The sequence below is a fragment of the Sphingomonas sp. Leaf9 genome (assembly GCF_001421355.1).
In the GTDB taxonomy this organism is placed as follows: domain Bacteria; phylum Pseudomonadota; class Alphaproteobacteria; order Sphingomonadales; family Sphingomonadaceae; genus Sphingomonas.
In genome coordinates, this window is sequence record NZ_LMKC01000005.1 from 167,959 (window position 1) to 187,791 (window position 19,833).

Annotated in this window: 17 protein-coding genes; 5 read left to right on the forward strand and 12 right to left on the reverse strand. The window is 66.8% G+C overall.

What is annotated here, in order from left to right; translation table 11 throughout:
- Window positions 1-18 precede the first annotated feature (18 nt).
- On the reverse strand, window positions 19-882 hold the full coding sequence (gene galU / locus ASE58_RS14530) for a UTP--glucose-1-phosphate uridylyltransferase GalU (protein ID WP_055762887.1): 864 nt from the start codon (window positions 880-882) through the stop codon (window positions 19-21).
- 128 nt (window positions 883-1,010) lie between these two features.
- Here galU and ASE58_RS14535 point away from each other — a divergent pair, with 128 nt between their 5' ends.
- Window positions 1,011-1,793: a metallophosphoesterase family protein gene (locus ASE58_RS14535; protein ID WP_055822838.1), complete on the forward strand. Its 783-nt coding sequence runs from the start codon at window positions 1,011-1,013 to the stop codon at window positions 1,791-1,793.
- Between the two features lie 147 nt (window positions 1,794-1,940).
- Here ASE58_RS14535 and ASE58_RS14540 read toward each other — a convergent pair whose 3' ends face one another.
- The 7 genes from ASE58_RS14540 to ASE58_RS17590 all read right to left on the reverse strand — a co-directional run bounded on the left by ASE58_RS14540 (window position 1,941) and on the right by ASE58_RS17590 (window position 8,977).
- Window positions 1,941-2,177: a hypothetical protein gene (locus ASE58_RS14540; protein ID WP_200909374.1), complete on the reverse strand. Its 237-nt coding sequence runs from the start codon at window positions 2,175-2,177 to the stop codon at window positions 1,941-1,943.
- A gap of 215 nt (window positions 2,178-2,392) precedes the next feature.
- On the reverse strand, window positions 2,393-3,415 hold the full coding sequence (locus ASE58_RS14545) for a M48 family metallopeptidase (protein WP_055822841.1): 1,023 nt from the start codon (window positions 3,413-3,415) through the stop codon (window positions 2,393-2,395).
- Between the two features lie 241 nt (window positions 3,416-3,656).
- Complete coding sequence (locus ASE58_RS14550) at window positions 3,657-4,274, reverse strand: FKBP-type peptidyl-prolyl cis-trans isomerase (protein WP_055822844.1); 618 nt, start codon at window positions 4,272-4,274, stop codon at window positions 3,657-3,659.
- 86 nt (window positions 4,275-4,360) lie between these two features.
- Complete coding sequence (rpsU, locus tag ASE58_RS14555; RefSeq protein WP_010545388.1) at window positions 4,361-4,567, reverse strand: 30S ribosomal protein S21; 207 nt, start codon at window positions 4,565-4,567, stop codon at window positions 4,361-4,363.
- A gap of 118 nt (window positions 4,568-4,685) precedes the next feature.
- Complete coding sequence (locus ASE58_RS14560; protein ID WP_055823542.1) at window positions 4,686-5,075, reverse strand: response regulator; 390 nt, start codon at window positions 5,073-5,075, stop codon at window positions 4,686-4,688.
- Window positions 5,076-5,138: 63 nt separating this feature from the next.
- Window positions 5,139-7,580, reverse strand: coding sequence for an ATP-binding protein (locus ASE58_RS14565; RefSeq protein ID WP_162233532.1), 2,442 nt, complete (start codon window positions 7,578-7,580; stop codon window positions 5,139-5,141).
- 41 nt (window positions 7,581-7,621) lie between these two features.
- Complete coding sequence (locus ASE58_RS17590) at window positions 7,622-8,977, reverse strand: EAL domain-containing protein (protein WP_082468088.1); 1,356 nt, start codon at window positions 8,975-8,977, stop codon at window positions 7,622-7,624.
- Window positions 8,978-9,376: 399 nt separating this feature from the next.
- On the opposite strand from ASE58_RS17590, the gene cysD reads away from it, so the two are divergent.
- From cysD to ASE58_RS14585, 3 genes are all read left to right on the forward strand, one after another.
- On the forward strand, window positions 9,377-10,294 hold the full coding sequence (cysD, locus tag ASE58_RS14575) for a sulfate adenylyltransferase subunit CysD (RefSeq protein ID WP_055822850.1): 918 nt from the start codon (window positions 9,377-9,379) through the stop codon (window positions 10,292-10,294).
- A 118-nt stretch (window positions 10,295-10,412) separates the two neighbouring features.
- Window positions 10,413-12,347, forward strand: coding sequence for a sulfate adenylyltransferase subunit CysN (gene cysN / locus ASE58_RS14580; protein WP_055822852.1), 1,935 nt, complete (start codon window positions 10,413-10,415; stop codon window positions 12,345-12,347).
- Window positions 12,344-13,069: a 3'(2'),5'-bisphosphate nucleotidase CysQ gene (locus ASE58_RS14585; RefSeq protein ID WP_055823548.1), complete on the forward strand. Its 726-nt coding sequence runs from the start codon at window positions 12,344-12,346 to the stop codon at window positions 13,067-13,069. Before cysN ends, ASE58_RS14585 begins: the two co-directional genes overlap by 4 nt.
- On the opposite strand, the gene ASE58_RS14590 is transcribed toward ASE58_RS14585, so the two are convergent.
- Both ASE58_RS14590 and ASE58_RS14595 read right to left on the reverse strand, forming a co-directional pair.
- Window positions 13,066-14,214 carry a sensor histidine kinase gene (locus ASE58_RS14590; RefSeq protein ID WP_055822855.1) on the reverse strand — a complete coding sequence of 383 codons (1,149 nt, stop codon included), beginning with the start codon at window positions 14,212-14,214 and terminating at the stop codon, window positions 13,066-13,068. The two genes, ASE58_RS14585 and ASE58_RS14590, sit on opposite strands and share 4 nt — an antisense overlap.
- Window positions 14,211-16,064 carry a putative bifunctional diguanylate cyclase/phosphodiesterase gene (locus ASE58_RS14595; protein WP_055822858.1) on the reverse strand — a complete coding sequence of 618 codons (1,854 nt, stop codon included), beginning with the start codon at window positions 16,062-16,064 and terminating at the stop codon, window positions 14,211-14,213. The genes ASE58_RS14590 and ASE58_RS14595 overlap by 4 nt, the downstream gene beginning before the upstream one ends.
- 175 nt (window positions 16,065-16,239) lie before the next feature.
- On the opposite strand from ASE58_RS14595, the gene ASE58_RS14600 reads away from it, so the two are divergent.
- Window positions 16,240-17,193 (forward strand): cation diffusion facilitator family transporter, encoded by a 954-nt coding sequence (locus ASE58_RS14600; protein WP_055822861.1) that lies wholly within the window; start codon window positions 16,240-16,242, stop codon window positions 17,191-17,193.
- A gap of 124 nt (window positions 17,194-17,317) precedes the next feature.
- Here ASE58_RS14600 and ASE58_RS14605 read toward each other — a convergent pair whose 3' ends face one another.
- Window positions 17,318-18,457: an aldose epimerase family protein gene (locus ASE58_RS14605; RefSeq protein WP_055822864.1), complete on the reverse strand. Its 1,140-nt coding sequence runs from the start codon at window positions 18,455-18,457 to the stop codon at window positions 17,318-17,320.
- 92 nt (window positions 18,458-18,549) lie between these two features.
- A complete protein-coding gene (gene murA, locus ASE58_RS14610) occupies window positions 18,550-19,833 on the reverse strand; it encodes a UDP-N-acetylglucosamine 1-carboxyvinyltransferase (protein ID WP_055822867.1) in 1,284 nt (427 codons plus the stop codon).

The following is a 19,833-nucleotide window of genomic DNA, read 5'->3' on the forward strand; positions in this document are numbered from 1 at the left end:
AAGCCCCCGCCCCGTGGCTCAGTTGGCCAGTGCTTCCTCGGCGAACGCCCGCACCGCCGGACCGATGTCCGCGCGCGCCAGCGCCAGCGCGATGTTCGCCTGCACCCAACCGGCCTTGTCGCCACAGTCGTAGCGCTTGCCGTCGAAGGTGAAGCCGTGGAACGGCTGGTTCCCGATCAGCTTGGCCATCGCGTCGGTCAGCTGGATTTCGCCACCCGCGCCCGGTTCCTGCGAATCGAGGATCTGCATCACTTCGGGCTGCAGGATGTAGCGGCCTGGGATCATCAGGTTCGATGGCGCCTTGCCCTTGGGCTTTTCGACCAGCGCGGTGACTTCGGTCAGGCGACCGTCGGTCTTGCCCGGCGAAATGATGCCGTACTTGTCGGTTTCGCTGTCGGGCACTTCCAGTGCACCGATCACGTTGCCGCCGACCTGGTTATAGGCGTCGACCATCTGCTTCAGGAAGCCACCGACCATCAACTCGTCAGGCAGTAGCACCGCGAACGGTTCGTCACCGACGATCTCGCGCGCGCACCACACTGCATGGCCGAGGCCCAGCGGCTCCTGCTGGCGGACATAGACTGGCGAACCCGGCTTCTGGCGGATGCCCTCGATCAGCGCCATCGACTTGCCGCGCGCCTTCATCGTCGCTTCCAGCTCGTAGGAAACGTCGAAATGATCCTCCAGTGCACCCTTGCCACGGCCGGTGACGAAGATGATCTGTTCGATGCCGGCTTCGAGCGCCTCTTCAACCGCATATTGGATCAGCGGCTTGTCGACGACGGTCAGCATTTCCTTCGGCATCGACTTCGTGGCGGGAAGAAACCGCGTGCCGAGACCGGCGACCGGAAAGACTGCCTTGCGTACCTTCTTGATCGTCATCGCTTCCATCCCAAAATTGCTGCACTGCAATAGAACGTCATCGACCGGCTGGCAAACGCGTTTCGCCCCGCGCCGCCACCCGGTTCATTGATCGTGCAGCCCCTTTGGCATAGAGGCGTTAGAATATCATGGTCTTCTCCAAGTTATTTCGCCGGGCCGCCGCACCTGCGCCCCGCATTGCCGATGGCCGCATCGTATATGCGATCGGCGACATCCATGGCCGGCTCGATTGCCTGGAGGATTTGCTGGCCCGGATCGGCGCCGATCCGGAGCGTGGCGACCGGCGGGTGACCCTCGTCTTCCTCGGCGACCTGATCGATCGCGGCCCTGATTCGCGCGGCGTCGTCGAACGAGTGATGGCGCTGTGCGCCGCAAGCGAGGACGTCCATTGCCTGTGCGGCAACCACGAGGAATTGTTGCTGGAGGCCGCCGCCGGGTCGCGCCAGGCACTCGGTATCTTCAACCGGGCCGGCGGCCGCGAAACCGTGCTCAGCTACGGCGTCGACGACGCGACCTATGAACGCGAGGATTTGAAGGGCGTCCAGCGCCTTATCCTCGACCATGTGCCGGCCGCGCATCTCGATTTCCTGCGGACTCTGCCGGATCGGATCGTCATCGACGATTATGTCCTGGTCCATGCCGGCATCCGCCCCGGCGTCGCGCTGGACGATCAGAAATCCTCTGACCTGCGCTGGATTCGGGCGCCGTTCCTCGACCATCATGGTCGCCACGAACGGTTCGTCGTCCATGGCCATACCGTGACCGAGGAACCCGATGTCCGCAGCAACCGGATCGGGATCGATACCGGCGCCTACCGCACGGGACGGCTTACCGCATTGGTGCTGGCGGGCGATTCGCACCGGTTCCTGACCACCGCCTGCCCGGAGGGCAGCGGCGCCAGCGTCGACTGATCTGGCGGGACGTGCCGTCCGCCATCACCGCAGGCTAAACATCGTCCCCAGCGCGCTACGCATCGCCGGCAGGGCGCCCAACGAAAAAGGGCGCCCCGTGAGGGACGCCCTTTCCGCAGATCGTAGCGCGGTTGCCCGCGCGAACAATCAGTTGCTGTCCGAATCGCTGTCCGAGTCGGCGACGACAACGATGCCTGCAACGACGGCAGCAGCCGCCAGCAGAGCGACGATGATGCCGCCGCCGGCCAGCTTCTCACCCTTGGCAGCCGGCGCCGACGCGCGAGCAACCGACAGCTTCGAAGCGTTGGCAGCGTTGGCGATCGTCGGAGCGACGGTCATCGACACGGCCGAGGCCGCGATCAGCATCTTCTTGGCAAAACCCATTTCTACACTCCCTTGCAAAACTCTACGTCGGATCGCCTTTTGCATAGCAGCACGCCACCTGCAAGTACTATCGCCCCGTTCGCGACCAGCCGTTTGGCCGTGCGGACCAATAGTGGTCGCGCGGGTCACTGCGCCGGAACAGGTTAAATTCTACTTAGTTCCAACACGAAAAACAGTTCCGCCGGCGTAACAGGCTCGATCCGGCGCATTTCCCCTCAGGATAGAGGCGCGTTGCGGGTTGCCAGTATTGGCGGTTGGTACGGAATGGGCGCCCCATTCGGCAGGGTTGCCAGTTCACCCGCAATCAATTCGGCGCGTGTCGCTGCCGATGAATGCGTTCTACTGTGGAATATCCCGCCATCGATTCGCGCGCCCGGCCCCTGCCAGAATCGCACCGCCTCCTGTGGGTCCCATCCCGCATTGCGCAAAAGATGGACGCCCAGCCGGTCGGCATCGTCCTCGGTCTGGCGATGGATGCGGCCGTTGCGGCCCAGTTCGCGCAGCAGGCCGCGACTGACCTTCGCCGCGCCCAGCCGGGCATGATGGCGCAGAATATTGTGCGACAGTTCGTGCGCGACGACCACCGCCAGTTGCGGATCGGCGAATCGGTCGAGGAATGCGCTCGAAATCTGCACGAGCCGTCCGTCGGCGACTGCATCCAACGCGGTTCCCACCCGCAGTTCGAACAGCGTCCGGCATCCCGGCGATGGCGCGACGCCGATCGTGCGATCGATCCCGCTCCGCCGCAGAACCAGTGTGAGCGGCCGGTCGACCGGTTGCGAATCGATCAGCGCGGCTACCGCGTCGCGGGTGCGGACATGCCCACCACCGCTCGCCGTCGGAACCGGCTGTCCATTGACGCTGACGATCGAGTCATCGGCGCGCACCCCGGCGCGGGCCGCGGGGCTGCCCGGTACCACGCCCTCGACCGCGACTCCGGTTGCAAAGCCGAACACGGCGCGGGCCGCCGGTTGCTCTGCCTCGGCATATTGGTCGATCGCATGCACCACCATGCCCGGCACCGGCGCGACATCGGCACATAGCGGCGCATTGGCCGTCGCCAATCGATAGCCGATCGCCCCCAGCCGCAGATCGGCCGCCCGCAGCGCCTCCAGCGTTGCCCCGTCCGCCGGCGCCGGCATGGGCGCCGCGCCCAGGGTCGGCAGCGCCAGCAGCGCCCATGCCACAAGCCGGAAACGGGACCCGCGCCGGACGCGGGGGGAGATGGGGGAAGCCATACTGAGCACCTATCACGAAACCGGCGAGTCAGGCGATGCGGTCGCTACTCGATTCGCCCGTTCGCGATCGCCGTGCGCGACACCGCGAACGCTACGCATCGGAGATGGCGACTTCCGCCGCCTGCACGCCGCGCTGGAAAGGACGCATCCCTTTCCACACTGCCCCCGATCGCACCGACCCGCTGCACAAACGAAAACGGCGCCGGAAACCCGGCGCCATCTACGATCGATCCTGTCGGCCTCAGCGCCCGACCGGCGGCGCTCCCGCACCCGGCGGCGGGACCGCGCCCCCCTGCTGCTGTTGCTGCTGCATCATCTGCTGCATCTGCAACTGCTGCAGAACGGTTTCGGGAATGAAGTCGATCATCTCGACATCGAACACCAGCACCTGCTTCGCCAGCTTTTCGACTTCCGGCGACATCGGCGGCGCGCCTTCGGGACGCGGCGCGGCATAGCCCAGTTCCGGCTTCACCCAGAACCGATACTTCGATCCCTTCGGCATCAGCTTGATCGCTTCGCCAAAGCCCGGAACGACGCCCTTCGGCGACATCGGGGTCGGCTGCCGGCTCTGATCGAAGACCGTGCCGTCGGTGAACTTGCCGACATAGTTGACCAGCGCGACATCGGCGTCGGTCGGGGTCGGGCCGGTACCCTTGGTCAGCACTTCATATTGCAGGCCGCTGGCGGTCGTCACGATGCCGGGGCGCGATGCGTTGCCCGACAGGAACGAATCGACATCGCTACGCGTGCCGGCCCATGCGAACCCGGCTGCGAGCAGCACGGCCAGCACGATCCCAACCCATATCCAGGTGATATGACGCTGCTTGACGGGACGCAGCGGAACGGCAGTGACCGACATCGAAACCCCTTATCGTGCGGCACACGGCGCCGCATCGCAGTACCAGCAGGGTCGCCGGCCCGCTGGCCCGCGACCCGATTCGGTATTTACCGGGCGCTGTCGCGTTCCATCCGCTTGCGCTCCAGCTTGCGGGCGCGACGGACGGCGGCGGCGCGCTCGCGGGCGCGCTTTTCCGACGGCTTTTCGTAGTGACGGCGCAGCTTCATCTCGCGATACACGCCTTCGCGCTGCAGCTTCTTCTTCAGCGCACGAAGGGCCTGATCGACATTGTTGTCACGGACGATGATCTGCATGGGGCCGTAAAACTCCGGGTCTTTATCGCAATAGAATAGGGTTCGCCGAAGCATGGCTGCGGCGTGACGAATCCCCCTAACAGGACTGTCCCCGCCGGGCAAGTCAAACCGCCATGTTTCAGAAGATCAGGTCGCCTCCGGCACGTCCGGCAAGGATTCGTCCGATCGCATCGAACAGCGCGTCCATCGCCACCGGCTTGAACAGCACTTCGTCGGCACCGGCGGCAATGCAGCGCTCGGTCAGGTCGATCGCGGTGTCGGCGGTCACGATGATGATTGGCAGCGTCCGCTTCGCATCGTCGCGGGCGCGGACCCGCCGGATCACCTCGAACCCGTCCATGCCGGGCATGCGCAGGTCGAGCAGGACCAGATCGTAATCATCCTCGTCGATTCGCCGCAGCCCTGCTTCGGCGCAATCGGCCTCGACCATGGCCGCCCCGGCCACGTCGAGCATGTCGCGGACGACCCGACGATTCATCGCATCATCCTCGACGAACAGGATTTTCATCGTGTGTTCGCCGATCGGACGCAGAAGGATAGGACGCTGTTCATATGGCAACCCGCTATCGCGCTATGCGGCGTTCGGTACAAGGGACACCGCGGGCGCGCCTTCTAGCTGTTCTACAAACAGCGCGTCGATTAGTTGCGTAGCCGAAACAGGTTTTTGCAGCAATCTGACATTTTTTCCTTCAAGGTGGATTTCATCATGCGCGCGGGTCATGGCGACGATTCGCAAATTGCGCGCCTTGGCAAGCGCTGCCAAGTCGGACAGGTCGCGCACCGGGTCCGCCGACCCGGCGGACAACGACGCCATGTCGACCAGCACTCTCCGCGTTTCCGCCTGCGACAGCCGTTCGCGAAGCGCGCCGGCATCGTCGACGAACGCCGTTTCGCCGATATGGCGGGCGAACAGCGTGCGCATCATGCCGCGCGCGATCGGATTGCGCTCGAGGATCACCAGCGTTTCGACCGGGGCGGCATCGGCCGAAGACGCCTCGTCCGATTCGGGCGCGACCGGTACCAGCGGCAGTTCGAGCGTGAAGGTCGTGCCCCTGCCGGGCACGCTGTCGACGGTGATGTCGCCGCCCATCGCCCGCGCCAGATTGCGACAGATGGTCAGGCCAAGGCCGGTGCCGCCGAACCGGCGGGTCGTGCTGTTGTCGGCCTGCTGGAACGATTCGAACACGTCCTCCAGCCGCTCGGGCGCGATCCCGATGCCGGTATCGGCCACCGCGATCGACAGCCGCCCCCCCCGGACGGCGACCCGCATCGCGATTTCGCCGGATTGGGTGAACTTCAACGCGTTCGACAACAGGTTGAACATGATCTGCCGCAACCGCACCGGGTCCCCCTCCACCCACCGGGGCACGTCGCCTAAGTCGAGGACGAAGCGCAGCCCGCGATCCTCGGCCTGGCGCCGCCACAGCCGGGCGAGGTCCTGGGTGGTGGCGACCAGATCGGTCGGCACGCGTTCGACGGTCAGCTTGCCCGACTGCATCTTCGCCACGTCGAGAATGTCGTCGACCAGCGACCGCATGGTGACCCCGGCGTCGTGGATGATATCCAGCCGATCACGCATTTCGGGCGCCAGCCGGTCGTCGCGCAGCATGACCTGCGCCATGCCGAGAATGCCGTTCAGCGGGGTGCGAATCTCGTGGCTGGTCGTCGCGAGGAAATCGCCCTTCGCCTTCAGCGCCTGTTCGAGCGCGGCATTGGTCGCCGCAAGGTCGATATTGGCCCGCCGGATCGCGTCGCGGCTGCGGCGAAGCGTGACGACGCCGAAGACCAGCAGCGCGACGAGCACCGCCACCGCCGCCGCGATGCTGCCGAACAGCGTCCGCTGGAACCGCGCGCTTTCGCGTTCGAACGCGACGTTGCGGCGCAATTCCTCCTGCTTCAGCCGCGCGATGCGCAGTTCCTGGTTCTGGAAATCGAACCGTGCCGCCATCAGCGCAGTCTTGGTCGAGGTGGTCAGTTGCGTAGCCTGCGCATTCAGCCGGTCGAGGGCCTCCAGATGCAGGAGCGCCTTCGCCGTTTCGCCGGCGGCTGCATAGACGCCATAGGCGTTGCGGTGATTGTCTCGTGCGGTCAGCGGCGTCTTCTTCAGGTCGACGTCGGCAAAGGCGTCGTCCACCAGCTTCACGGCCAGCGCGGCATGACCGCGATCGATCGCGATCCTGCCGGCAAGCGCCTGTAATTGCCCGACGGTAGCCGACGATCCTGCGGCGCGCGCGATCGCGATGCCCCGCACCGCCGCCTGCCATGCCGCGTCCAGCTGCTTGGCGCCATGATAGGCCCTGGCGATGTTCCCGAAGATCCGCGCTTCGAAGATCGGGTTCCTGACCTCCCGCACCAGGACGAGGCCACGCCGGAAATCGGCGAGCGCGCGCTGATATTGCCCCATCTCGGTTAGGACGTTGCCGCGATTGTTCAGGAGCGAGACCAGCAGCGGCGGATCGGCGGCATAGGTGTCGATCGCCTGGCCGTAATAGCGCAGGGCTGCATCGAAATCCGCGCCCTGGCGATAGAGCGCGCCGATGCTGAGCAATGCCATCGCCTGCCCCCGCCGGTCGCCGGTTTCGCGATAGATGCGGTAGGCGGCCTGATAGTCCGCCAGGGCAAGCGCGACCCCGCCGCTGTCGGAAGCGACGTCGCCCCGGGTCCGGAGGATGTCGCCCTCCAATGCGATGCGTGGCTTGATCCTGCTGGCGATTGCCAGCGCCTGGGTGATTTCGCGGCGGGCATTCGTCGCGTCGCCCATGCGCGAATAGGCTTCCGCCTGCAGCCAGATGCTGGCCGCGGCAAGGCGCGACTGTCGCCCGTCGCGCGCGATCGCCTCGCGCTCCAGCGCTTCGCTTTCGTGCAAGCCGCGTTCGGGTTCGGCCGCCAGACGGCTGCGCACCGTGTCGTAGCGACGCTCCAGCAGCCCGTCCCCATCCTGCGCGCCGGCCGTCGCGACCGACAGGGGCAGGGCCAGCAAGGCGAGGAGACAACGACCCGATCGAGAAGGCATTCGGTACACTTTCGCCATCGATGGCCAGCGGCCGGCGTGCATCAACCCGCCTTCCACTGCCCTTCATTGCGCCGGAACGAGAAACGCGGCCCGGCCATCGCCGCGACATGCCGGTCTTCCGACAGGAAGGTCAGGAACGCGGGGAATTCGATCGGACGACTGATGAGGAACCCCTGCACCATGTCGCAGCCCATCACCCCCAGCAGCGCCAGCGCCGCCGGGGTTTCGACACCCTCGGCGGTCACCTCCATGTCGAGTGCATGGGCAAGGTCGATCGTCGACCGGACGATCAGCGGGTCGCGATTGCTGCTGGTCAGCTGCGTCACGAACAATTTGTCGATTTTCAGCTCCGACGCGGGCAGACGCTTGAGATAGGCGAGCGACGACAGCCCCGCGCCGTAATCGTCGATCGACAGCGGCACCCCGATATCGGCGAAGATGCGCAGATTGGCGATGGCGCTCTCCGGATCACGGATCACCGCCGTTTCGGTAATCTCGAATCCGATCTTCGCCCCGCCCGCAGTGACCAGCGCACAGGCGTCGCGGACGAAGCCGGCATCCGACAGCAGGATGCCGGAGATGTTGATGAAGACCGGGATGTCGTGCCCGCGCGCGGCCAGCACCCGCTGATCGGCGATCGCACGCTCGATGATCCACAGCGTCAGGGGGCCGATCGTGTCGGATCGCTCGGCCGCTTCGATGAACATGCCCGGCAGGATCAGCCCGCGCACCGGATGGCGCCAGCGGACCAGCGCTTCAGCGCCGACCACCTGCTGCTGCCGCACCCGCACCTTCGGCTGATATTGCAGGAAGATCTGCCCGCTGGCGATCGCATCGGGCAATTCGCGCATCAGCTGGATCGGATCGTCGCCCGCCGACGGGTTGGCCAGGTCGCGAATCACGTCGCTGCGGATTTCCCGCGCATCGACCAGCGCCTGCTCCGCACCTTCGACCAGCCGCAGGTCGTCGGCGTCCGGCGCGGGCGCGCCGACGCCACCGATCCGCAACGACAGGCGAAAGGTTTCGCCATCGAGGTCGAACGGGTCGGCCATGGCTGCGCGCACCTGTTCGGCGATGGTGACGCCCGCTGCCGACGAATCGCATTCGAACGACAGCTCCAGCGCCTTCTGCCCCGATGGCGTGGCACGCATCATCGGCAACGCCCGCAACAGGCGCGCCATCACATCCTCGATCACCAGACGGGCGCGCGATACCCCGACGCTGCGGCGAAACGCCGCGAAATCTTCCAGTTCGGCCAGCAGCAGGAAGCGGTAAGGCGGCAGCTCGCGCAGCACGTTCGCCACCCCGGCCGCATCGCGGATCGGCGCCCCGCGACGGGATCGCGGGTGATGTCTGGTCCCGGCAAGCGGGAAATGATCCGATTTGGCGCGGCGCATGGCCTGTCCTCGCTACAGGCCCAACTGCAAAACTTCGGTTAACGACGAACGTCTTCGGATTGCGTCGAATGGCTGTGATTCAGGTTTGGTGTTCGGTTAATTTTCCGTTAATGGTTACGAACGCTTCGGCGTAACTGGGAGAAAGAAAATGCAGGCATTTTTTGCGCTGTTCCGTGATCATTACGGCGACGATCTGCGTCCGATCTGAACGGAACCGGCGCCTGGATCCATCCGGTTCGCTGGGCGGGTCCAGGCGCTTTTGATTCGTGTTTAGGCCGACCGTCGCGCGTTGGCATGCCAAGCCCCCTCTCCCCAACATTGCGCGATAGCTGAACTGGCGCGCGCTGCAGGAATCGTTGTTTTGGTGGTCGGACCCGGATCGCTACCTGCGATCCCGACATGACCGACCTTCCGACCGATCGCCTCACCCATCTCCAGCGCCTGGAAGCGGAGAGCATCCATATCCTGCGCGAAGTCGTGGCCGAGGCCGAACGCCCGGTCATGCTCTATTCGGTCGGCAAGGATTCGGCGGTGATGCTGCATCTCGCCAAGAAGGCGTTCTATCCCGCCCCGCCGCCCTTCCCGCTGCTGCATGTCGACACGACGTGGAAGTTCCGCGCGATGTACGACCTGCGCGACAAGGCGGCGCAGGGTGCCGGCATGGAATTGCTGGTCCATCGGAATCCGGATGCACAAGCGCGCGGGATCAATCCGTTCGACCATGGCAGCCTGCACACCGACCTGTGGAAGACCGAGGGGCTGAAGCAGGCGCTGGACAAATACGGCTTCGACGCGGCGTTCGGCGGCGCGCGGCGCGACGAGGAGAAGAGCCGGGCGAAGGAGCGCGTCTTCTCGTTCCGCTCAGCCAATCACCGCTGGGACCCGAAGGCGCAGCGGCCCGAGCTGTGGCACCTGTATAATGCGCGCAAGGCGAAGGGCGAATCGATCCGCGTCTTTCCGCTGTCGAACTGGACCGAGCTCGACATCTGGCAATATATCCTGGCCGAGCAGATCGAGATCGTGCCGCTGTATTTCGCCGCGCCCCGCCCGACCGTGGAGCGCGACGGCATGCTGCTGATGGTCGATGACGACCGGTTTCCGCTCAACCCCGGCGAGGTCCCGGTCGAGCGGTCGATCCGCTTTCGCACGCTCGGCTGCTATCCGCTGACCGGCGCGGTGGAGAGCGAGGCGGCGACGCTTTCCGAGGTCATTCAGGAAATGCTGCTGACCACCACCTCCGAACGGCAGGGCCGCGCGATCGACCGCGATGCGGGATCGGCCAGCATGGAAAAGAAGAAGCAGGAGGGTTATTTTTGACGCGCCACGTCATGCGCAGCGTGACGAAGCGTCAACCCCGGCGAAGGCCGGGGCCTCCCGCCGATAGAATCCCCTCATTTCAGGGAGACCCCAGCCTTCGCTGGGGTGACGTGCAGATATGAACGCCCAGACGCCCGCCCCCGCCTATACCCCCGATGCGCTGATCGCCGACGATATCGACGCCTATCTGGCGCAGCATCAGTCGAAATCGCTGCTGCGGTTCATCACCTGCGGATCGGTGGACGACGGCAAGTCGACGTTGATCGGCCGGCTGCTGTATGACTCCAAGATGATCTTCGAGGATCAGCTGGCGGCGCTGGAGAGCGATTCGAAGCGGGTCGGGACACAGGGCGGCGAGATCGACTTCGCGCTGCTGGTCGATGGCCTTGCCGCCGAGCGCGAGCAGGGCATCACCATCGACGTCGCCTATCGCTTCTTCGCGACCGAAAAGCGCAAGTTCATCGTCGCCGATACGCCCGGCCACGAACAATATACCCGCAACATGGTCACCGGCGCATCGACCGCCGACCTGGCGGTCATCCTGATCGATGCGCGCAAGGGCGTGCTGACCCAGACGCGGCGGCACAGCTATCTGGCGCACCTGATCGGTATCCGCCACATCGTGCTGGCGGTGAACAAGATGGACCTGGTCGGTTATGACCAGGCGACGTTCGACCGCATCGTCGCCGACTATGCCGCGTTCGCCGAATCGATCGGCATCGCCGGCTTCACCGCGATCCCGCTGTCGGGGTTCAAGGGCGACAATATCGCCGCTGCCCCGTCGGCCAATACGCCATGGTATGCCGGCCCGGCGCTGATCGAGCATCTCGAATCGGTCGCGCTGGACAGCGAAGCGGCGGCGGCGCGTGCCTTCCGCCTGCCGGTACAGTGGGTCAACCGCCCGACCCTCGACTTTCGCGGGTTTGCCGGGCTGATCGCCAGCGGCACGGTGCGGCCGGGCGATGCGGTGCGGGTGCTGCCATCGGGCCGGACCAGCAAGGTCGCGCGCATCGTCACCATGGACGGCGACCTGCCCCAGGCGGTGGCGGGCCAGTCGGTGACGATCACGCTCACCGACGAGATCGACTGTTCGCGCGGCGACGTCATCGCCGCCGCCGACGCGCCGCCACAGGTCGCCGACCAGTTCCGCACGACGATCGTCTGGATGGACGGCGAGGCTTTGCTGCCGGGGCGCGCCTATTGGCTGAAGACCGGATCGGGCACCGTGTCGGCGACGGTCCAGCCGCCGCGCCACGCGATCGACGTCAACACGCTGGCCGAATTGTCGGTCAAGACGCTGCAACTGAACGATATCGGTGTGGCGGACGTGTTCACCGATCGCGGCATTGCGTTCGAACCCTATGCCGATAATCGCGACCTTGGCGGGTTCATCCTGATCGACAAGATCACCAATGCCACCGTCGCCGCCGGCATGATCGACTATTGCCTGCGCCGCAGCCAGAACGTGCACTGGCAGTCGCTCGACATCACGCGCGAGGCCCATGCCGCGCAGAAGAACCAGAGCCCCCGCGTGCTGTGGTTCACCGGCCTGTCGGGATCGGGCAAGTCGACCATCGCCAACCTGGTCGAAAAGAAGCTGCATACGCTGGGCAAGCACAGTTTCCTGCTCGACGGCGACAATGTCCGCCATGGGCTGAACCGCGACCTGGGCTTTACCGATGCCGACCGGGTGGAGAATGTCCGCCGCGTGGGCGAGGTTGCGAAGCTGATGGCCGATGCCGGGCTGATCGTGCTGACCGCGTTCATCTCTCCGTTCCGCGCGGAACGCGACCTGGCGCGCGCGATGCTGCCCGAGGGCGAGTTCGTCGAGGTGTTCATCGACACCCCGCTGGCCGTGGCCGAGGCACGCGACGTGAAGGGGCTGTATGCCAAGGCGCGTGCCGGCGGCCTTGCCAACTTCACCGGCATCGACAGCCCGTACGAAGCGCCGCTGCGTCCCGAAATCCATGTCGACACCCTGCGCGAGACGCCGGAGGCCGCCGCCGAGCGGATCGTCGAGCATATCCTGGGCGTGTGGATACCGATGCTGTGACCGACGACGCGCTGCTGGCCACCGCCATTGCCGCCGAGGCGGGCAAGCTGTTGCTGGCGATCCGATCGGAGGGGCGCGAGACGGGCAAGGCGCTGGGCGACCGTGCCGATGCGGCGGCCAACATGCTGATCCTCGACCGGCTGCGCGCGGCGCGGCCCGACGCGTTCGTGCTGTCGGAGGAGTCGGTCGACGACAAGCTGCGCTGCGCCGCGTCGCAGACGTGGATCGTCGATCCGCTGGACGGCACGCGCGAATATGCCGAGGGGCGCGACGACTGGGCGGTGCATGTCGCGCTGGCGGTCGGCGGGCGGGCAACGGCGGGCGCGGTCGCGCTGCCCGCGCTGGGCGTCGTGCTGTCGAGCAGCCCCGCGCCGATCGTCCCCCCCGCCCCGCCGCGTCCGCGCATGGTCGTCAGCCGCACCCGCCCCGCGCCGCAGGCGCTGGCGGTGGCCGAGGCGATCGGTGCCGAGCTGATCCCGATGGGGTCGGCCGGGGCAAAGGCGATGGCGGTGGTGCGTGGGCAGGCCGACATCTACCTGCATGCCGGTGGGCAATATGAATGGGACAGCTGCGCACCCGTGGCGGTGGCCCTTGCCGCCGGGCTACACGCGTCGCGGATCGATGGCACGCCGCTATATTACAACTGCCGGGATACGTGGCTGCCGGACCTGCTGATCTGCCGCCATGCCGATGCCGCGCGGATATTGCCGCTGATTAGCTAGGCCGCCGGCAGCGTCAGGATCGCGCGGGCGCCGAGGCCTGGCCCGTCGCTTTCCAGCCGCAGGCTGCCGCCCATCGCCGCCATCCCGTTCGCGCACCAGTGCAGGCCGAGGCCCCCGGACTTGGCCTTGCGGGTGGAATAGCCGTGCTGGAACAGCATCGGCGCGTCGGCCGGATCGAACCCGTCGCCATCGTCGGCGATCGTCACCGTCACCTCCGCCCCGTCGGCCACGGTGACGAGCACCTGCCCATCGCCGTCGCCCTGCGCCGCGATCGCTTCGGCGGCGTTGCGGAACAGGTTGCCGATCACCTGGCTCAGGATCACCCGGTCGGCCCGCACCCAGCACGGCGATGCGGGAAAGGACACCGCGATCGAATGGCCGTCGCCATAGCGGGCGATGGCACCGTTGCGCGCGATCAGGTCGGTCACGTCGCAGCGGTCGAGCACCAGCGCCTCGTCCGCCATGTCCTGCGCCCCGCCGATGATGTCGAGGATGTTGGCCAGCGCCGCGCGGCCCGTTTCGAACTGCGCCAGCCGCTCCACCCGCGCCCGCGCCACCGTATCGATCGCGGTCATCATGAACGCGGCAAGCCGTTCGCGCCGGGCAGGCGGCAGGTCCGGCTGCGCCAGTTCGGCGACGACGCGTTCGATCATGCTGCGTTCGGCGACCGGCGGCTGGGCAAGCCCGTGCGACAGGATCGCGCTGATCGGCGACAGGGCGTTGCGGGCATTGTGGACCAGCGCCGCGCGGCTTTCGGTGCGGCCCAGCCGGAACGACCGCAGCTCGCGCTGTCCCGCCTGTTCCAGCATCTGCCGCTGCACCAGCGTCAGCTGCCGCGACAGGGCACGGATTTCGGCGGGCGCGCCGGGCAAGGGATGCGGTGCCGCCTCTCCCAAGGTCGCCATCGCCGCCACCTGTCCCGCGAACTGGCGCAGCGGATCAGTGACACAGCGGGCGATGGCGATGCGCAGCGCCACCAGCATCAGCACGAGCAACCCGCCGCCGGCAAGGACGCTCCACAGCGCCACTTCCGTCCCGACCGTCACCGCCAGCACGACCACGATCGCCACGACCCCGACGCCACCGACCGGCACCAGCCAGCGCAGCAGCATGGCATCGACCGGACGGGGGTCGCGCGCCGTCATGGCGTCGTCGCCCGCTCCCGTCCCACGCCGTCGCGTGCCATGCTGGTCGCGGTCGCGCCGTCTACCGGTCGCGCGAAATAATAGCCCTGCAGATGCGAACAGCCCGCCAGCCGCAGCGCCTGCACCTGATGTTCGGTTTCCACCCCTTCGGCGATCACCTGCAATCGCAGCGCGCGGGCAAGGTGGATGATCGAATGGACGATCGCCGCGCTTTCGCGTTCACGCCCCATCCCGTCGATGAAGCTGCGATCGATCTTCAGGCAGTCGAGCGCGAACTTGCGGATATTGTAGAGCGACGAATAGCCGGTCCCGAAATCGTCGAGCGCGATGCGGAACCCCATCTGGCGCAGCCGGTACAGCGTGTCGGCCGCGCGTTCGGCATCGTCGAAGATCGCGGTTTCGGTAATCTCGATCTGCAACCGGTCGGGGGCGACGCCGGCGCGCTGCACCTTTTCCACCAGATGCCCGACGAAATTCTGCCGCCGGAACTGGCGCGGGGAGAAATTGACCGAGACATATTGCCCCGGCCATTCGCCCAGCATCGCCAACGCGGCGTCGAGCACCCAATCGCCCAGATCGTGGATCAGGTTCGATTCCTCGGCGATGGGAATGAAGGTCGCCGGGCCGATCGTGCCATGATCGGGGCTGTTCCAGCGCAGCAGCCCTTCGAAGCCGACGAGCGCGCCGGTGTCCTGCGCCACGATCGGTTGATACAGCAGCGCCAGTTCGGCGTTGGCGATCGCGTGGGTCAGCCCCTGTTCGACGCGACGACGAAAGCGGATCGATTCGTCCATGCTGTCGTCGAACAGCCGCACGACGCCGCGGCCCGACCGCTTGGCTTCGTTGAGCGCCAGATCGGCGCGGCGCATCACGTCGACCGATTCGCGCCCGCCTTCCCCCGCGACCATCACCACCCCGATCGATGCCGCGCCCTGGATCGGATGGCCGAACACCTGAAGATCGCCCGAGCAGGCCCGCACCAGTCGTTCGCAGCGCATCACGGCTTCATCGGCGTGATCGGCACGCAGCAGCACGCCGAATTCGTCGCCGCCCAGCCGCGCGACGAACCCGTCCTCGCCGACCTGTTCGATCAGGATCGCACAGATGGTGCGGATCAGTTCGTCGCCGACCAGATGACCGAGCGTATCGTTGATGAGCTTGAACCGATCGAGATCGATCATCGCCATCGCAAAATTGCCCGGTTGCCGCGCCTGTTCGGACAGGATGCGCAAGAACGCCAGCCGGTTGGGCGCACCGGTCAGCGGATCGCGATTGGCGAGGCGGATCGCCTTGCTCTCGTTCGCAGCCAGCTCGCGCGCCTGTTCCTCCAGCTCGTCGATCTTGGCGGCCAGCGTCGCACGGGTATTGGCAAGCGCGCGATCGGCCAGCCAGCGATGCGACAGCGCGGTGGCGGTCTGCACCACCTCGTCGGCGGTGAACGGCTTGGCGATATAGAATAGCCGGTCGGGCGGGCCGGCGACGCGTGCGATCTGGGCCGGCGAGAAATCGGAATAGCCGGTGACGATGACGATCTGCACCTCCGGGTCGATCGCCCGGATGCGCCGCGCGGTTTCGCGGCCGTCGATGCCCGGCGGCATCCGCACGTCGATGAAGGCGACGGCAAAGCGCTGGTCATCGCGCACCGCGCGTTCGACCGCCACGATCGCGTCCTCGCCCTGATGCACATGGTCGAGGCGCAGGCGCAGCGGTTCCGCCGTGTCCGGCGTCGCATCGTCGAACAGCTGCGCGGCAAGACCGGCCAGCGCCGCCGCATCCTCCGACGGGGCGAACGACATGCGATAGGAATCGTGCACGGCCGGGTCGTCATCGACGATCAGGATGCGTGCCATGGGTTCATCGGGTTTCATACCGTACGTCTATTTGCCCGGCTGGCGACCAAGGTCGCTGGAATTGCCGGATCAGCGCGCGACGGGCCGTTTCGATCCCGTTTCGGCCGGTCCTGCCCAAGTTTCGGCGGCAGGTCGCGTCTGGTCAGCGTAGCGCGACAGTGCCAGAAGGCGGCGCATGGGCGCACATCATCACGACCACGGGCACGGCCACCACGATCACGGCGAGGGGCACGGCCATGGGCTCGGCCACGGGCATCACCACATGCCGACCGATTTCGGCCGCGCCTTTGCCATCGGGACCCTGCTGAACATCGGCTTCGTCATCATCGAGGGCGGCGCCGGATTCTGGTTCGATTCGGTCGCGCTGCTGGCCGATGCCGGGCATAATCTGTCCGACGTACTCGGCCTGCTGATCGCATGGGGCGGCATGGAGCTGGCCAAGCGGCCGGCGACCCGGCGTTTCACCTATGGGCTGGGGGCGTCGACCATTCTGGCTGCGCTGGCCAATGCGCTGGTGCTGCTGGTCGCGGTCGGCGCGATCCTGCTGGAGACGATCCAGCGGCTGGGCAGCCCGCGTCCGATCGACGGCTGGCCGGTGGTGTGGGTTGCGCTCGCCGGGATCGTCGTGAACCTCGCCACCGCGTTGTTGTTCGCGCGGGGGCGGCATGGCGACGTCAATATTCGCGGCGCCTATCTCCACATGGCCGCCGATGCGGCGGTGTCGGCGGGGGTGGTCGTCGCGGGCCTGGTGATCCTGTCGACCGGTGCGACGTGGATCGACCCGCTGGTCAGCCTGATCGTCGTCGCGATCATCCTGATTGGGACCTGGGGACTGCTGAGCGAATCGCTGCTGCTGGCGCTACAGGCGGTGCCGCGCGGGATCGATGCGGGGGCGGTCGAGGCGCTGCTGGCCAGCCAGCCGGGCGTCAACCGGGTCCACGACCTGCATATCTGGCCGATGAGCACGACCGAAACCGCGCTGACCGCGCATCTGGTGGTGCCCGGCGGCCATCCGGGTGATGGTTTTCTGGCGGCGCTGGGCGATCGGCTGAAGCAGGATTTCGGCATCGGTCATGCGACGGTGCAGATCGAAACCGGCGACGATTGCGCGTTGGCGCATGTGCATTGAGGGGGCGGTTCGTTTCCGGATCGTCACCCCGGACCTGATCCGGGGCCCCGCTTCTTTTTCACGGTAGCAGAAGAAGCGGGACCCCGGGTCAAGCTCGGGGGTGACGTAGAGGATACAGGCAGTGTCAGCGTGCCACCGACACCCGGTAGACCATGCGGTGGTGGTACGGCTTGCCCGGCTCGACCCGTGCCGACCCGAACGCCGGCTGGTTGGGCGTGTCGGGGAATTTCTGCGGCTCCAGCGCGATGCCGTCGCCCATGCGGTAGACATGGCCCTTCTTGCCGACCAGCGTCCCGTCGAGGAAATTGCCCGAGTAGAACTGCACCCCCGGCTCGGTCGTCAGCACCTCCAGCACCCGCCCCGAGGCGGGGTCTTCGAGCCGCGCGGCGAGCTTTGGCTCCTTCGTGATCCCGGCATCGAGGACGAAATTATGGTCGTAGCCGCGCCCGGCGACGATCTGCGCATCGCGGCCGTCGCGGACATCCTGTCCGACGATGCGGCCGCGGGTGAAGTCGAACACCGTGCCCTTGACCGCGCGACGCTCGCCGGTCGGGATCAGCGCGTCGTTGACCGGCGTATAGCGGCTGGCGGGCATGGTCAGCCGATGGTTCATCGTGCCGATCGCGCTCCCCTCGCCGCCCATGTCGAACAGCGCATGGTTGGTCAGGTTGACGATGGTCGGCGCATCGCTCTTCGCATCGAAATCGATCGTCAGCGCGCCCTTGTCGTCCAGCGCATAGGTGACGGTGACGTCGAGCGTGCCGGGATAGCCCTGGTCGCCGCTGGGGCTGTTGAGCGTCATCGTGACCGAGGCGGTCGGACCGTCCTTCATCGACACGATCCGCCATACCCGCTTGTCGAAGCCGACCGTGCCGCCGTGCAGCGAATTGGCCTTGTCGTTCTGGGTCAGCTGATAGGTCTTGCCGTCGAGCACGAACTTGCCGCCGGCGATGCGGTTGGCATAACGGCCGATCGTCTGGCCCCAGTAATTGGGTGCCTTGATGTAGCTGGCGGCATCGTCATAGCCGAGCGTGACGTCGGCGACCTTGCCGCTGCGGTCGGGCGCGTTGAACGCCTGCAGCGTGGCGCCCAGCGTCATGATCCGCGCGCTGACGCCGTTGCTGCCGGTCAGGGTCACCGCCTCGACCGCCGTGCCGTCGGGCAGCGCGCCGAAGCTCGCCCGCTTGGCCGTCGCCGCTTCGGCCTGTGCGCCGCCCAGCATGATGGCGGCCAGTGCGGCCTGGCAAAGAAACGCTCGCTTCATCGTCACCCCTCCCATGGTGACCGGCGGGCTGTTCACGCCGCGTCCGGTCTGTTGGCAGGAGATATAGTCCGACAATAAGCGGCAGTTCAAGCTCAGCCGTCGCCCAGCCGTTCGATATCCGCCCCGACCGCCTGCAGCTTTTCCTCCAGCCGCTCATAGCCGCGATCAAGGTGGTAGACGCGGCTGACCGACGTCTCGCCCTCTGCCGCCAGGCCGGCGATGATAAGGCTCATCGATGCGCGCAGGTCGGTCGCCATCACCGGCGCGCCGACCAGGCCGGGTACGCCGCGCACCACCGCCGACCGGCCGGTGACGGTGATGTCCGCCCCCATCCGCGCCAGTTCGGGAACGTGCATGTAGCGATTTTCGAAGATCGTCTCGGTCAGGACGCTGGCGCCATCGGCACGGGCCAGCAGCGCCATGAACTGCGCCTGCATGTCGGTGGCGAACCCCGGATAGGGCGCGGTCGACAGGTTGACCGGGCGGATCGGGCCGCTCGCCTCGACGAACAGCGAGGTCGCTTCCTCGCGCACCGCGACGCCCGCTTCGACCAGCGCGTCGATCGTCGCGCGCATGTCGCCGGGGACGACGTTCGCCAGCTCGACCGCGCCGCCGGTGATCGCAGCGGCACAGGCATAGCTGCCCGCCTCGATCCGGTCGGGCATGACGGCATAGGTCGCCCCGTGCAGCCGGTCGCGGCCCTCGATCGTCAGCGTGTCGCTGCCGATGCCGTCGATGACCGCGCCCATCGCGACGAGGCAGCGGCACAGGTCGACGATCTCCGGCTCACGCGCGGCGTTTTCGAGGACGCTGGTACCCTTTGCCAGCACGGCGGCCATCACCGCATTCTCGGTCGCGCCGACCGACACGACCGGGAAGCGATAGCGCCCGCCGGGGAGACGCCCGCCCGGCGCGGTCGCCTTCACATAGCCCGCCGCCAGCTCGATCTCGGCGCCAAGGGCTTCCAACGCCTTGAGGTGGAGGTCGATCGGACGGTTGCCGATCGCGCAGCCGCCGGGCAGCGATACCGTCGCCTCGCCCGCGCGGGTGACCAGCGGGCCAAGTACCAGGATCGAGGCGCGCATCTTGCGCACGATGTCATAGGGGGCGACCGTGCTGGTCAGGCGCTGGCCGCGCATCGTCATCACGCGGCCGAACTCGGACGGGTGCGATCCCTCGATCGTGGTCGACACACCGAACTGGTTGAGCAGGTGGCCGAAGCTGTCGACGTCCGCCAGCCGCGGCAGGTTGCGCAGCGTCAACGGCTCCTCGGTCAACAGCGCACAGGGGAGCAGCGTCAACGCCGCGTTCTTGGCCCCGGAAATGACGATGCGGCCGGACAGGCGATTGCCGCCGCGAATGACGATACGATCCAT

Bases quoted from the DNA above. Each gene is read 5' to 3' on its own strand.
- galU (WP_055762887.1), bottom strand. From the start codon at position 882: ATGACGATCAAGAAGGTACGCAAGGCAGTCTTTCCGGTCGCCGGTCTC.
- ASE58_RS14535 (WP_055822838.1), top strand. From the start codon at position 1,011: ATGGTCTTCTCCAAGTTATTTCGCCGGGCCGCCGCACCTGCGCCCCGC.
- ASE58_RS14540 (WP_200909374.1), bottom strand. From the start codon at position 2,177: ATGGGTTTTGCCAAGAAGATGCTGATCGCGGCCTCGGCCGTGTCGATG.
- ASE58_RS14545 (WP_055822841.1), bottom strand. From the start codon at position 3,415: ATGGCTTCCCCCATCTCCCCCCGCGTCCGGCGCGGGTCCCGTTTCCGG.
- ASE58_RS14550 (WP_055822844.1), bottom strand. From the start codon at position 4,274: ATGTCGGTCACTGCCGTTCCGCTGCGTCCCGTCAAGCAGCGTCATATC.
- rpsU (WP_010545388.1), bottom strand. From the start codon at position 4,567: ATGCAGATCATCGTCCGTGACAACAATGTCGATCAGGCCCTTCGTGCG.
- ASE58_RS14560 (WP_055823542.1), bottom strand. From the start codon at position 5,075: ATGAAAATCCTGTTCGTCGAGGATGATGCGATGAATCGTCGGGTCGTC.
- ASE58_RS14565 (WP_162233532.1), bottom strand. From the start codon at position 7,580: ATGCCTTCTCGATCGGGTCGTTGTCTCCTCGCCTTGCTGGCCCTGCCC.
- ASE58_RS17590 (WP_082468088.1), bottom strand. From the start codon at position 8,977: ATGCGCCGCGCCAAATCGGATCATTTCCCGCTTGCCGGGACCAGACAT.
- cysD (WP_055822850.1), top strand. From the start codon at position 9,377: ATGACCGACCTTCCGACCGATCGCCTCACCCATCTCCAGCGCCTGGAA.
- cysN (WP_055822852.1), top strand. From the start codon at position 10,413: ATGAACGCCCAGACGCCCGCCCCCGCCTATACCCCCGATGCGCTGATC.
- ASE58_RS14590 (WP_055822855.1), bottom strand. From the start codon at position 14,214: ATGACGGCGCGCGACCCCCGTCCGGTCGATGCCATGCTGCTGCGCTGG.
- ASE58_RS14595 (WP_055822858.1), bottom strand. From the start codon at position 16,064: ATGGCACGCATCCTGATCGTCGATGACGACCCGGCCGTGCACGATTCC.
- ASE58_RS14600 (WP_055822861.1), top strand. From the start codon at position 16,240: ATGGGCGCACATCATCACGACCACGGGCACGGCCACCACGATCACGGC.
- ASE58_RS14605 (WP_055822864.1), bottom strand. From the start codon at position 18,457: ATGAAGCGAGCGTTTCTTTGCCAGGCCGCACTGGCCGCCATCATGCTG.
- murA (WP_055822867.1), bottom strand. From the start codon at position 19,833: ATGGATCGTATCGTCATTCGCGGCGGCAATCGCCTGTCCGGCCGCATC.